This is a genomic window from Curtobacterium subtropicum (assembly GCF_030362975.1).
Taxonomy (GTDB): Bacteria; Actinomycetota; Actinomycetes; order Actinomycetales; family Microbacteriaceae; genus Curtobacterium; species Curtobacterium subtropicum.
Genome location: NZ_JAUCMM010000003.1, coordinates 188672 through 200919 on the forward strand (window position 1 = coordinate 188672; position 12248 = coordinate 200919).

12 protein-coding genes, 3 tRNA genes and 1 pseudogene are annotated in these 12248 nt (G+C 71.3%); 10 read left to right on the forward strand and 6 right to left on the reverse strand.

The genetic code is table 11. The annotated features are described in order from the left end of the window. Positions 1-13 precede the first annotated feature (13 nt). On the reverse strand, positions 14-691 hold the full coding sequence (locus QUG98_RS06235) for a hypothetical protein (RefSeq protein WP_289469746.1): 678 nt from the start codon (positions 689-691) through the stop codon (positions 14-16). Between the two features lie 196 nt (positions 692-887). Between QUG98_RS06235 and QUG98_RS06240 the strand changes: the two genes are divergently transcribed. Beyond that, a complete protein-coding gene (locus QUG98_RS06240) occupies positions 888-1898 on the forward strand; it encodes an aldo/keto reductase family protein (RefSeq protein ID WP_289469747.1) in 1011 nt (336 codons plus the stop codon). 152 nt (positions 1899-2050) lie between these two features. Here QUG98_RS06240 and QUG98_RS06245 read toward each other — a convergent pair. From QUG98_RS06245 to QUG98_RS06255, 3 genes are all read right to left on the reverse strand, one after another. Then, positions 2051-2123 (reverse strand) — tRNA-Phe (locus QUG98_RS06245). Between the two features lies 1 nt (position 2124). Continuing rightward, positions 2125-2201 (reverse strand) — tRNA-Asp (locus QUG98_RS06250). 50 nt (positions 2202-2251) lie between these two features. Then, a tRNA-Glu gene (locus tag QUG98_RS06255) sits at positions 2252-2324 on the reverse strand. Positions 2325-2579: 255 nt separating this feature from the next. Here QUG98_RS06255 and QUG98_RS06260 point away from each other — a divergent pair. Beyond that, positions 2580-3857, forward strand: coding sequence for a M23 family metallopeptidase (locus tag QUG98_RS06260; protein ID WP_289469748.1), 1278 nt, complete (start codon positions 2580-2582; stop codon positions 3855-3857). Positions 3858-4781: 924 nt separating this feature from the next. Here QUG98_RS06260 and QUG98_RS16580 read toward each other — a convergent pair. Further along, positions 4782-5099 (reverse strand): annotated as a pseudogene (locus tag QUG98_RS16580) (hypothetical protein); the annotation flags it as partial. Here QUG98_RS16580 and QUG98_RS16585 point away from each other — a divergent pair. Further along, positions 4995-5369 carry a C40 family peptidase gene (locus tag QUG98_RS16585; protein WP_353067833.1) on the forward strand — a complete coding sequence of 125 codons (375 nt, stop codon included), beginning with the start codon at positions 4995-4997 and terminating at the stop codon, positions 5367-5369. The pseudogene QUG98_RS16580 and the gene QUG98_RS16585 overlap by 105 nt on opposite strands. Before the next feature lie 74 nt (positions 5370-5443). On the opposite strand, the gene QUG98_RS06270 is transcribed toward QUG98_RS16585, so the two are convergent. Further along, positions 5444-5935 (reverse strand): inorganic diphosphatase, encoded by a 492-nt coding sequence (locus QUG98_RS06270; RefSeq protein WP_058730187.1) that lies wholly within the window; start codon positions 5933-5935, stop codon positions 5444-5446. Between the two features lie 51 nt (positions 5936-5986). On the opposite strand from QUG98_RS06270, the gene tilS reads away from it, so the two are divergent. From tilS to QUG98_RS06305, 7 genes are all read left to right on the forward strand, one after another. Beyond that, positions 5987-7009, forward strand: coding sequence for a tRNA lysidine(34) synthetase TilS (tilS, locus tag QUG98_RS06275; RefSeq protein ID WP_289469750.1), 1023 nt, complete (start codon positions 5987-5989; stop codon positions 7007-7009). A gap of 16 nt (positions 7010-7025) precedes the next feature. Beyond that, entirely contained in the window at positions 7026-7577 is a 552-nt protein-coding gene (gene hpt / locus QUG98_RS06280) for a hypoxanthine phosphoribosyltransferase (RefSeq protein ID WP_031272831.1), read from the forward strand. Between the two features lie 165 nt (positions 7578-7742). Next, a complete protein-coding gene (ftsH, locus tag QUG98_RS06285) occupies positions 7743-9731 on the forward strand; it encodes an ATP-dependent zinc metalloprotease FtsH (protein ID WP_289469751.1) in 1989 nt (662 codons plus the stop codon). 6 nt (positions 9732-9737) lie between these two features. Then, on the forward strand, positions 9738-10742 hold the full coding sequence (gene folP, locus QUG98_RS06290) for a dihydropteroate synthase (RefSeq protein WP_289469752.1): 1005 nt from the start codon (positions 9738-9740) through the stop codon (positions 10740-10742). Then, a complete protein-coding gene (gene folB / locus QUG98_RS06295; protein ID WP_289469753.1) occupies positions 10739-11128 on the forward strand; it encodes a dihydroneopterin aldolase in 390 nt (129 codons plus the stop codon). Before folP ends, folB begins: the two co-directional genes overlap by 4 nt. Continuing rightward, the gene (gene folK / locus QUG98_RS06300; protein ID WP_289469754.1) at positions 11125-11754 is read left to right on the forward strand and encodes a 2-amino-4-hydroxy-6-hydroxymethyldihydropteridine diphosphokinase; all 630 of its coding nucleotides are present in this window, start codon (positions 11125-11127) and stop codon (positions 11752-11754) included. Before folB ends, folK begins: the two co-directional genes overlap by 4 nt. Then, positions 11751-12239 (forward strand): DUF3180 domain-containing protein, encoded by a 489-nt coding sequence (locus QUG98_RS06305; protein ID WP_137766172.1) that lies wholly within the window; start codon positions 11751-11753, stop codon positions 12237-12239. The genes folK and QUG98_RS06305 overlap by 4 nt, the downstream gene beginning before the upstream one ends. Positions 12240-12248: the final 9 nt, after the last annotated feature.

The window sequence follows — 12248 nt, forward strand, 5'->3', positions numbered from 1 at the left end:
CGCCGGTGGTACATCACTCTGTGGATCGTCGTGGTCGTTGCTCGAGAACGCCGCGAAGTGAGCTGGTCCGCTCTGCCCAGGTGGCTGCAACGGGATCGACCCAGCCGAGCAGGTCGATCGCGTCGGTGCGGTCGCGCTCGAGGTCTCGACGGTGGATCGGTTCGTGGTGAGCGGCGCGGTTCCGGGCGACGTGGAGCCCGCGCATCCGTTGCTCCACTTCCCGACGGCGGGCGCGCAGGTCGGCTGGACCCGAGGGGAACGCGCGGTGGAGCGACGGCACCCAGAGTGAGGCGTGGTAGCGGGAACTGACCAGGTAACGCCAGAACCCGAACGGGAGCTCCGCGATGACCCGACCACGGGACGGCAGTGCCGAAGCCCGACCCGCGCGATCGGAGGCGGCGCGGAGATCCTGACGACCGCGTGGGTCCAGGGGTGCATGATCCGGCCAGTCGGGAACGCCGCGGCCTGCAGCCCATCTCGTCAGCTGGCGATCGAGAGCGTTCCGGATGACGATCTCCACCATCCCAGTGAGCTCGAGGACGCTTGCTGCGGCTCGCATGTTCCACTCGTAGAGCTCGAGCGCGCCCGAGAGCGACGGTGTCACCTCGAGGTACGACGACAGGCGCGCCCGTGTGAGGAGATCGGAGAGGGCACTCTCGAGATCGACGTTCGAGCTGTCCGGACTGCTCACACCGCCCCCTGCTGTACCATCGTTCGCGAAGACCCCGGAACGATCCCTGGCCCTGCCACATCGCCGGGGTTTCGTCTTGCCCACCGGAGCACTGGTACATCAGTGTACCGGTCGACTGCGCCGGTCCTCCTGGTCGGGCGCGTAGCGTCGCGGGTCGGGGCGCACCGAAGCGCTCCACGACAGGAGTGACACGCACATGGAGTACCGCTACCTCGGCGACTCGGGCCTCAAGGTGTCCGAGATCACGTACGGCAACTGGCTGACCCACGCCTCCCAGGTCGAGAACGACGCGGCGATCGCCTGCGTCCGAGCCGCACTCGACGTCGGTATCTCGACGTTCGACACCGCGGACGTCTACGCGAACACCGGCGCCGAGACCGTCCTCGGCGAAGCCCTCAAGGGGGAGCGTCGCCAGTCGCTCGAGATCGCCACGAAGGTCTTCGGCCCCACCGGTCCGAAGGGGCACAACGACACCGGGCTGAGCCGGAAGCACATCCTCGAGTCGATCGACGGCTCGCTCGAGCGGCTGCAGACCGACTACGTCGACCTGTACCAGGCGCACCGCTACGACCACGAGACGCCGCTCGAGGAGACGATGCAGGCGTTCGCCGACGTCGTGCGGCAGGGCAAGGTCCTCTACGTGGGCGTCTCGGAGTGGACCGCTGACCAGCTCCGTGCCGGCGCAGCGCTCGCGAAGGACCTCGGGTTCCAGCTCATCTCGAACCAGCCGCAGTACTCGGCGCTCTGGCGGGTCATCGAGGGCGAGGTCGTCCCCGCGTCGAAGGAGCTCGGCATCTCGCAGATCGTCTGGTCGCCGATCGCTCAGGGCGTGCTGACGGGCAAGTACCAGCCCGGTCAGCCGCTGCCCGAGGGCTCGCGCGCCACCGACGACAAGGGCGGCGCGAAGATGATCGAGCGCTTCATGAACGACGAGGTGCTGTCCGCGGTGCAGGAGCTCAAGCCGATCGCCGACGAGCTGAGCCTGTCGATGGCGCAGCTCGCGGTCGCGTGGGTGCTGCAGAACGAGAACGTCGCGTCGGCGATCATCGGCGCCTCGCGGCCGGAGCAGGTGCGCGACAACGCCGGCGCTGCCGGGGTGCGGATCCCCGCGGAGCTGATGTCCCGCGTCGACGACGCCCTCGGGTCCGTCGTCGAGCGCGACCCGGCGAAGACGAACGACAGCAGCCCGAAGACCCGCGAGGTCTGACCGGGGCGGAGCGAGGTCGAACCACGATCCCGACGTCGAACCAGCCGCACGCGCTGGTTCGATGTCGGAGTCCTGGTTCGATGCCGACCGACCCGGGTGCACCCACCGGGAACGCAAAAGAGCCCCTCACTCTCGTGAGGGGCTCTTCACCGTGGCTGGACACGGCATCGATCCGTGGACCTTTCGATTTTCAGTCGAACGCTCTACCAACTGAGCTATCCAGCCGTGGCGACCCTGACGGGACTTGAACCCGCGACCTCCGCCGTGACAGGGCGGCACGCTAACCAACTGCGCTACAGGGCCATGTGTTGTGTTGTGTGGTGTTGCTCGGTTGCTTGCTCACTCACGTGGAGTGACCCCAACGGGATTCGAACCCGTGCTGCCGCCGTGAAAGGGCGGTGTCCTAGGCCACTAAACGATAGGGCCGCAAGCTGCGCCGTGCGCTACCGGGAGTCAAGCATACGGACGGTCTGCGTGATGCACAAATCGAGGGCCCTCGAGCGTGCATCCCCGGCGTGTCGCACCCCGCCGATGCTGTCCGGCTCCGCGTCCGGTGCGACCATCGTGGACGGTCCGGACCCTCGCTCGGGGGTGTCCCTGCCGTGACCCGTGTTGTTACTGTTGCGTCTGTTGACAGTGTGGCGTGTCCGAGCCTCGCCGCACCGTTACGAGATCGAGATCATGTCGCCTGCTTCCCTCCGTGTCCCCAGTCACCGCCGCCGCGTCCTCGCCGCCGCGGTGGCCGTCGTGCTCTCCGCCGGGGCGCTCGCTGCGGTCGGCCCGGTGTCCGCGGCCTCGGCTGCGCAGTACCCGAGCTGGTCGGACGTCGAGCAGGCCAAGGCATCGAAGGACGCCCAGCAGGCCAAGGTCACCGAGATCCAGGCGCTCCTGCAGGACCTGACCGAGCAGGCATCGGCCGCGCAGCGGGAGTCCGAGGCGGCGGGCACGGCCTACCAGACGGCGCAGACGAACTACGACGCCGCGACCCTCGAACAGCAGACGCTGCAGCAGCAGGCGGACGAGGCGGGCCGCACCGCGAAGCGCTCCGAGGCGCAGGCCGGCCAGCTCGCCGCGCAGCTCGGTCGCGCGAGCGCGAACGACGTGACCACGGACATCCTCACGCACCCGTCCGACTCGGGTGACCTGCTGTACGAGCTCGGCGCGATGTCCAAGCTGACGGAGCAGGCCGACGGCATCTACTCGCAGGCCTCGCAGGACCGCGGTGTCGCCCAGGGCCTCGCCGACCGTGCCGAGCAGGCGGAGAAGGCCCTCGGGGCCCTCGCCGATGCCGCCCAGGCGAAGATGCAGGCCGCCCAGGACGCCGCCGACCGCGCGCAGTCCGCGGTCGACGCCCAGGCGGACAACAAGGAGCGGCTCGAGGCGCAGCTCGCCCTGCTGACCACGAACGAGCAGGACGTCGAGGCGAAGTACAACGAGGGCGTCGCGGCCGAGAAGGCACGGCAGGCCGCCCTCGCTGCTGCGGCGGCCGAAGCCGCTCGGAACGCCGCTGCGACGAGCCAGGGCGGCACGGGCGGCGGCGCGCCGAACTCCTCCGGCTGGGTCCGTCCCGCCGGCGGGTACCAGACGAGCCCCTACGGCTACCGCGTCGACCCGTACACGCACTACCGGGCGCTGCACGCCGGCGTGGACCTGGCGCCCGCCTGCTACGCGCCGATCTACGCCGCCCATGCAGGCACGGTGACGTTCGCGGCGAACGGCGGCGGCTACGGCAACGAGGTCGTGCTGGACAACGGCGGTGGCATCTCCACCGCCTACGGGCACATCGTCGACGGCGGCATCCTCGTCTCCGTCGGGCAGCACGTCGAGGCCGGGCAGCAGATCGCGAAGATCGGCTCCACCGGTTGGTCGACGGGGTGCCACCTCCACTTCGAGACCCGGGTGAACGGTTCCGCCGTCGACCCGGTCCCCTTCATGGCAGCGCGGGGGATCTCGGTATGAGCAACAGCGCCGTCGAGAGGCCCTGAGCGAGACATGAAGCCCTCCTCCCGCACCCTGTCCGGCTGCACCGCGGTCGTCGCCGTCCTCGGCATCGGTCTGTCGGTCGTCGTCGCCGGTCCCGCACAGGCAGCCCCGTCGGCCCCGAGCTGGGACGACGTGCGGCAGGCGAAGGCCGACACCGCCCAGGCCCAGGCCACGGTGGACGAGCTGGGCAACCGGCTGCAGACGCTGCAGGACGCCGCGGACAGCGCGGAGGTCTCCGAGCTCCAGGCGGCGCAGGACTACGCGATGGCGGTGTCGCAGCAGCAGGAGGCGCAGGCGTCCCTCGACGACCTGACGGCGCAGGCGAAGCGTGCCGAGCAGCGGGCGGACGAGTCGGCGGGGCAGGTCGCGGGACTCGTCGTGGAGCTCTCCCGCACGGGCGGTGGGGACCTGTCGACCTCGATGCTCGTCGACGCCTCGGACGCGAAGGACCTGCTCTACCGCGTGGGCACGGTGTCGCACCTGTCCGAGCGCTCGGCGCGGGTGCTCGCCCAGGCGCAGACCGACCAGAACACCGTCGAGTCGATCGCCGCGCAGCAGTCGGCGGCGACGAAGGCCCTCGCCGCGGCGACCGCGAAGTCCGAGCGCGCGCTCGACGAGGCCAACGACGCATCGGCCTCGGCGCAGGCGCGGGTGCAGGAGCAGCAGGACCAGCAGTCCGAGGTGCTCGAGCAGCTGGCGTTCCTCAAGGGCACGAGCACGGCGACCGAGACGGCGTACTGGAACGCACAGCAGGCGGAGCGGGCGCAGCAGCAGCTCGCAGCGCGTGACGCGGCGACCTCGGGCGGCTCCGGCAGCAGTGCGGACCCCTCGTCGTCCGCGGTGCCCTCGCGCCCGAGCGGCACGCAGTCGAGCGGTTCGCAGCCGAGCACGAGCCAGCCGAGCACGAGCCAGCCGAGCACCAGCCAGCCGAGCACGAGCCAGCCGAGCACCAGCCGGCCCAGCACGAGCCAGCCGAGCACCAGTCAGCCGAGCACGAGCCAGCCGAGCACGAGCCAGCCGAGCACGAGCCCGTCGCGCCCGGCACCGGCCCCTGCCCCCGCTCCGGCCCCTGCGCCCGCACCGGTCTCGAGCCCGTCGAAGGCCGCCGGTGCGATCGCCTACGCGCGCAACCAGCTCGGCAAGGCGTACGTCCTGGGCGGCGCGGGCCCGAACACCTGGGACTGCTCCGGACTGGTGATGATGGCGTACAACTCGCAGGGCATCGCGACCGGTGGCCACAACGTCGTCTGGCAGTACAACTACTTCAAGTCGATCGGGCGCCTCGTCCCGCTGTCGCAGCGGCAGCCCGGCGACATCCTGTTCTACTCGTCGAACGGCAGCGTCTCCGGCGCCTACCACGACAGCATCGTGACGAGCTACGGCACGATGGTCGAGGCAGCACGCCCCGGCGTCGGCGTCGTCGAGCGCGGCATCTGGCTGCCGAACCAGCTCCTGCCCTACGTCGCCCGCCCGAGCGGCTCGCTGTAGCGGCGAGCGACCCGCACGAACGACGGCGCCCGCACTCCCCGAGGGGAGCGCGGGCGCCGTCGTGTGTGCGAGCGTCAGTGACCGGCGGGCACGTACGCAGCCTGGCCGGCCTGCACGATCGCCTCGGCCTCGGCGGCGTCGCCCCAGCCCTCGGCCTTGACCCACTTGTTCGGCTCGAGGTCCTTGTAGCGCTCGAAGAAGTGCGCGATCTCGGCCTTGGTCTGCTCGTCGACGTCCGAGATGTCCTGGATGTGCTGCCAGCGCGGGTCCTTGGCGGGGACCACGAGGACCTTCGCGTCGTTGCCGGCCTCGTCGCTCATCTTGAAGACGCCGACCGGACGGACCTTGACGCCGACGCCCGGGAAGACCGGGTACTCGAGCAGCAGCAGCGCGTCCACGGGGTCACCGTCGTCGGCGAGCGTGTTCTCGAAGTAGCCGTAGTCGGTCGGGTAGACGAACGAGGTGAACAGCACGCGGTCGAGGTACACGCGACCGGTCTCGTGGTCGACCTCGTACTTGTTGCGGCTGCCCTTGGGGATCTCGACGACGACGTCGTACGCGGTCATGGTGCGCTCCTGGTCTCATGTGCGGGAAGAAAGCGCGGCTAACGTTACCGGGTGAACACTCCGCGTCCCCGGTTGGACCCGGCCGTCGCCGCGACCCGGCTGGCGGTCCGCACGCTGCTGTCGCAGGCACGCGACGAGGGGCTGCTGCACCCAGGCGACCTGGTCACGGTCGCGCTGAGCGGCGGAGCGGACTCGCTCGCGCTCGCCGCGGCCACCGCGTTCGAGGCGCCGAAGCAGGACCTGCGCGCCGGCGCGGTCGTGGTCGACCACGCGCTCCAGGCGGGCAGCGAGGCGGTGGCGAGCCGCGCCTCCAGGACGGCCGCATCGCTCGGTCTCGACCCGGTGACGGTCCGTCGGGTCGACGTCGGCTCCGACGGGGGGCCGGAGGGCGCCGCCCGGGAGGCACGGCACACCGCGATCGCGCAGGTCGCCGCCGACACGGGGTCGCCCCTGGTGCTGTTCGGGCACACCCTCGACGACCAGGCCGAGACGGTGCTGCTCGGCCTGCTGCGCGGCAGCGGGCCGGACGCGCTGTCCGGCATGCCGGCGCTCGCGCGGCGCGCGACCGGACCGGCCTACGGGCGGCCGCTCCTGGGGGTCCGTCGGCACGCGACGCGGCAGGCCACGGTCGCCGCCGGACTCGTGCCGTGGGACGACCCGCAGAACGACGACCCCGCGTACGCACGCGTGCGGGTGCGGAACACGCTGATGCCGGCGCTGGAGCGCGAGCTCGGCACCGGGGTGCCCGAGGCGCTCGCCCGCACCGCCGAGCAGCTCCGCGAGGACGCCGCGGCCCTCGACCACTTCGCCGAGGAGATGGCGGAGGACCTCGCCGAGCACTCCGAGGCGGGCATCTCGCTCTCGGTGCCGGGCCTGCAGGCGAACCCGCCGGCCCTCCGCCAGCGACTCGTCCGGCTGGCCGTCGAGGGGGAGTTCGGCGTGACGCTGTCCCGGACGCAGACGCTCGAGGTCTGCCGACTCGTGACCGACTGGCGGGGCCAGGGGCCGATCGACCTGCCGGGTGTGCGGGCCGTCCGCGAGGGCGACCGGCTGGCGTTCCGCGCCCCGTCCTGACGGTTACCCTGGACCGGTGGAACTCTCCGACGTCCAGGCAGACCTGTCCGAAGTGCTCTTCACCCCCGAGCAGATCGACGAGAAGCTCGCCGAACTCGCCGCGGTGGTCGACCGCGACTACGCGGGCAAGGACCCGCTGCTCGTCGGCGTGCTGAAGGGTGCCGTCATGGTCATGGCGGACTTCTCGCGGCACCTCAAGATGCAGGCCCGCATGGACTGGATGGCGGTCTCGTCGTACGGCTCCGGCACGAAGTCGTCCGGCGTGGTCCGGATCCTCAAGGACCTCGACACCGACCTGCACGGCCGCGACGTCATCATCGTCGAGGACATCATCGACTCCGGCCTGACGCTGTCCTGGCTCAAGCAGAACCTCGAGTCGCGCGGGGCCGCGAGCGTCGAGATCGTCGCGCTGCTCCGCAAGCCCGAGGCCGCCAAGGTCGAGGTCGACGTCAAGTACGCCGGCTTCGAGATCCCCGACGCCTTCGTGGTCGGCTACGGCCTGGACTTCGACGAGCGCTACCGCAACCTGCGCGGCATCGGCGTGCTCGCGCCGCACGTCTACTCCTGACGCCCACCGGGCCGTCCGAGCACCGGGCGGCCCGTACGGCTCCCTCCGGGCACGGGTGGAGTTCGCCCGCAGAGGACACCCATTCTCGCCACAGAGTCACCGCCGTATGCTGACCTCCACGCAACTCCGGCAGAGAAAGGTGTCGGGCCCTCGCGCCCGGATCACATGAACTTCAAGCGCATCTTCCGCGGCCCGTACCTCTACGTGCTCATCGCGCTGGTCGGCATCTTCATCGGCTGGAGCGTCATCGCACAGTCCGGCACGCAGCAGATCGACACCCAGAAGGGTCTCGAGCAGCTCGCCGACGGCAAGGTCTCGTCCGTGGTCGTCAACTCGACCGAGCAGCGCGTCGACCTGACCCTGAAGGACGGCAACGCGAAGGAGCAGTTCTACTACTCCACGCCGCGCGGCGAAGAGGTCATCAAGGCCGTCAACGACGCGAACCTGCCCGACGGCTACAACGACACCGTGCAGCAGGGCAACTGGTTCCTGTCGCTCCTCGGCATCATCCTGCCGTTCCTCATCATCGGCGCCCTGTTCTGGTTCCTGCTCTCGAGCGCCCAGGGCGGCGGCTCGAAGGTCATGCAGTTCGGCAAGTCCCGCGCGAAGATGAACAACAAGGAGAACCCGCAGGTCTCCTTCGCCGACGTCGCCGGTTCGGACGAGGCGATCGAGGAGCTCCAGGAGATCAAGGAGTTCCTGCAGGAGCCCGCGAAGTTCCAGGCGGTCGGCGCGAAGATCCCGAAGGGCGTGCTGCTGTACGGCCCTCCCGGCACCGGCAAGACCCTGCTCGCACGCGCCGTCGCGGGCGAGGCCGGCGTGCCGTTCTACTCGATCTCCGGGTCGGACTTCGTCGAGATGTTCGTCGGTGTCGGTGCGAGCCGCGTGCGTGACCTGTTCGAGCAGGCCAAGCAGAACGCCCCCGCGATCGTCTTCATCGACGAGATCGACGCCGTGGGTCGTCACCGTGGTGCCGGCATCGGCGGCGGCAACGACGAGCGCGAGCAGACGCTGAACCAGCTCCTCGTCGAGATGGACGGCTTCGACGGCAAGACGAACGTCATCCTCATCGCCGCGACGAACCGTCCCGACGTCCTCGACCCCGCACTCCTGCGTCCGGGCCGCTTCGACCGCCAGATCGGCGTCGACGCCCCCTCGCTCGGTGGCCGCAAGCAGATCCTCGAGGTGCACGCGAAGGGCAAGCCGCTCGCCGCGAGCGTCGACCTCGAGCTCCTCGCCCGCAAGACGCCCGGCTTCACGGGTGCCGACCTGGCGAACGTCCTCAACGAGGCCGCGCTGCTCACCGCCCGCTCGAACGCGCAGCTCATCGACAACCGCGCGCTGGACGAGGCCGTCGACCGCGTCATGGCCGGTCCGCAGCGTCGCACGCGCATCATGTCCGACCAGGAGAAGCTGATCACGGCCTACCACGAGGGTGGTCACGCCCTGGCCGCCGCCGCGATGCGCCACACCGACCCGGTGACGAAGATCACGATCCTGCCGCGCGGCCGTGCCCTCGGCTACACGATGGTGCTCCCGCTCGAGGACAAGTACTCGGTGACCCGCAACGAGCTCCTCGACCAGCTCACCTACGCCATGGGTGGCCGCGTCGCCGAGGAGATCGTGTTCCACGACCCGACCACGGGTGCGTCGAACGACATCGAGAAGGCGACCTCGACCGCACGCAAGATGGTGACCGAGTACGGCATGAGCCGTGCGGTCGGCTCCGTCAAGCTCGGCTCGGGTTCGAGCGAGCCGTTCGTCGGCCGTGAGATGGGCGGCGGCAGCGGTCGCGACTACTCGGAGAACATCGCCGAGACGGTCGACGCCGAGACCCGTGCCCTGCTCGAGGCCGCGCACGACGAGGCCTACCAGGTGCTCAACGACAACCGCGACATCCTCGACCGCCTGGCCGGTGAGCTCCTCGACAAGGAGACGCTGGACGCACCGGAGCTCGTCGAGATCTTCAAGGACGTCCGCAAGCTCCCGGAGCGCCCGCAGTGGCTGTCGAGCGACCGTCGGCCGGTGTCGAACCTGCCCGCGATCGAGTTCCCGGGCAAGGCCGCGTCGACCGCGGCGGAGCAGGGCGACACCGAGTCGTCGTCGAAGCCCCGTCGTCGCCCGTTCGGCAACCCCGGTATCGCCCCCGCGTAGGCCGGCATGACCGACCTGCCGACGAGACGCTCCCGTCGCCTCGCCGAGGCGGACCGTGCCCGTGCCGCAGAGCACGAGGCGCGGGCCGCCGCCGCGGAGCCGCCGACGGTCGCGATCGACCTCCGCGCACCGGCTCCGGTGCCGGAGATCGTGACCGGCCGTCGGCGTGACCGCGCTCCCGGCGGTGCCGCCGGCGGGTCGGGTGACCGCACGCGCGTGATGGGCATCCTCAACGTCACGCCGGACTCGTTCAGCGACGGCGGCCTGCACCTGGCGGTCGACGCAGCGGTCACGCACGCCCGGGAGCTCGTCGCCGCCGGAGCGGACCTGGTCGACGTCGGCGGGGAGTCCACCCGTCCCGGCGCGGACCGGGTGCCCGTCGAGGTCGAGCAGCAGCGCGTCCTGCCGGTCGTCCGGCAGCTCGTCTCCGAGGGCATCGCGGTGAGCGTCGACACCATGAACGCCTCGACCGCGGAGCGCGCCGTCGAGGCGGGCGCCGCGATCGTCAACGACGTGTCGGGCGGCCTCGCCGACGACGACATGGCCCGGGTCGTCCGCGACACCGGTGCCGGGTTCGTCGTGATGCACTGGCGCGGGCACAGCGACCGGATGTACCGGAACGCCGAGTACGCCCACGCGGTGGAGGAAGTGCGCCGCGAGGTCGAGCTCCGCGTCGCCGAGCTGATCGTCCTGGGCGTGCGCGAGGAGCAGGTGGTCATCGACCCCGGCCTCGGCTTCGCCAAGCAGGGCGCCCAGAACTGGGAGATCCTGGCCGGCTACGAGCGCTTCGCCTCGATCGGGCTGCCGGTGCTCGTCGCTGCCTCACGCAAGCGGTTCCTGGACGGGATCGGCAGCGCTGCCGGCGCACCGCCCCGCGACCGCGACCTCGCCACCGCCGCCATCAGCCTGCTCGCCGCCGAACGTGGCGCGTGGGGGGTGCGCGTGCACGACCCCGCACCGACGCGTGCGGTGCTCGACGTCTGGGATGCCTGGAGGGCAGCACGATCGTGAGGGACACCATCCGACTGACCGGGGTCCGTGCCCGGGGGAACCACGGCGTGTTCGACCACGAGCGCGCCGACGGCCAGGACTTCGTCGTCGACGTCGCGGTCGAGGTCGACGCACGGGTGTCGTCCGGGTCCGACGACCTGGCGGACACCGTGCACTACGGGGTCGTCGCCGAGCAGGTCGTCGCCGAGATCGAGGGCGGGCCGGTCGACCTGATCGAGACCCTGGCCGAGCGGATCGCCGCCGCGGTGCTCACCCACCGTGCGGCACTCGCGGTCGAGGTCACCGTGCACAAGCCCCAGGCGCCGATCACGGTGCCGTTCACCGACGTCTCGATCACCATCCGCCGCACCCGCGGTGGGTTGGTGTCCCTCGAGGAAGAAGAGTGAGCCGGGCGGTCATCGCCCTCGGTGCGAACCTCGGCGACCGCGGGAGCACCCTCCGCGCCGCTGCGCAGGCGATCGCCGAGGCGCCGGGCATCCGACCGGTGGCATCGAGCCACGAGGTCGAGTCCGTCGCCCTGACGCTCGACGGGCTCGACGACACGAAGCCCCGGTACCGCAACGGCGTGGTCGTGGTCGACACCGACCTCGCGCCGCAGGAGCTCCTCGACGCCCTGCACCGGATCGAGGACGACCACGGGCGCACCCGCGAGGTCCGCTGGGGCGACCGCACGCTCGACCTCGACGTGATCGCCGTCGACGACCTCCGGATCGACACGGCGACGCTGACCGTGCCGCACCCGCGCGCGGGGGAGCGGGCGTTCGTGCTCGCCCCGTGGCTCGACGCCGACCCGGACGCCGTGCTGCCGGGGGTCGGACGCGTCGCGGACCTGCTCGACACCCTCGGCGACGACACCGAGCGCGTCGACGAGCCCCGGCTGTTCGACGCCGCGCCCGCAGCGAGGCCCGCACCCGCGCCCGCAGCGAGGCCCGCATCCGCGCCCCCAGCGGGGCCCGCACCCGCAGCCACGCCCACGCCCTCGCCCGCCGCCGGGCCGGAGACGCTCGCGTGAAGCCGACCCGCGCCTCCACCCTGATCAGCGTCGCGGTCGTCGCCGCCGTCGCCGGGTTCGCCCTCGACGCCGTCCTGGCCTCGCGCCAGTCACCGACCCTGCTGCTCTCGACCCCCCTCGGCGTCACCCTCGCGCTGATCGGCGTCGCGGTCGTCGCGATGGCCCGTCCCGTCCGCCGGCACGCGCGCGACGGCGCCGGCCGGCAGCACCCCGTCGACCCGCTGTACGCCACCCGCGTGGTCGTGCTGGCGAAGGCGTCGAGCCTGGCCGGCGCGTTGTTCGGCGCGTTCGCCGCCGGACTGCTGCTGTACCTCCTGACCCGCTCCGCCCTGCCGCCGCTAGGCTCGGTCCTGCCGAACGCCGTCGCGGTCGGGGGCGGTCTCGTGCTCGTGGTGTGTGCGCTCGTCGCCGAGCGGATGTGCATGGCGCCGCCACCACAGGACGACGACGACGACCTACCGCGGGGTGGGACGACGGCGAACTGACCGACGACC

What these genes read in the sequence shown, in the direction of transcription:
- QUG98_RS06260 (WP_289469748.1), top strand. Translation starts at nt 2,580, where the DNA reads ATGTCGCCTGCTTCCCTCCGTGTCCCCAGTCACCGCCGCCGCGTCCTC.
- QUG98_RS06270 (WP_058730187.1), bottom strand. Translation starts at nt 5,935, where the DNA reads ATGACCGCGTACGACGTCGTCGTCGAGATCCCCAAGGGCAGCCGCAAC.
- QUG98_RS06240 (WP_289469747.1), top strand. Translation starts at nt 888, where the DNA reads ATGGAGTACCGCTACCTCGGCGACTCGGGCCTCAAGGTGTCCGAGATC.
- ftsH (WP_289469751.1), top strand. Translation starts at nt 7,743, where the DNA reads ATGAACTTCAAGCGCATCTTCCGCGGCCCGTACCTCTACGTGCTCATC.
- folP (WP_289469752.1), top strand. Translation starts at nt 9,738, where the DNA reads ATGACCGACCTGCCGACGAGACGCTCCCGTCGCCTCGCCGAGGCGGAC.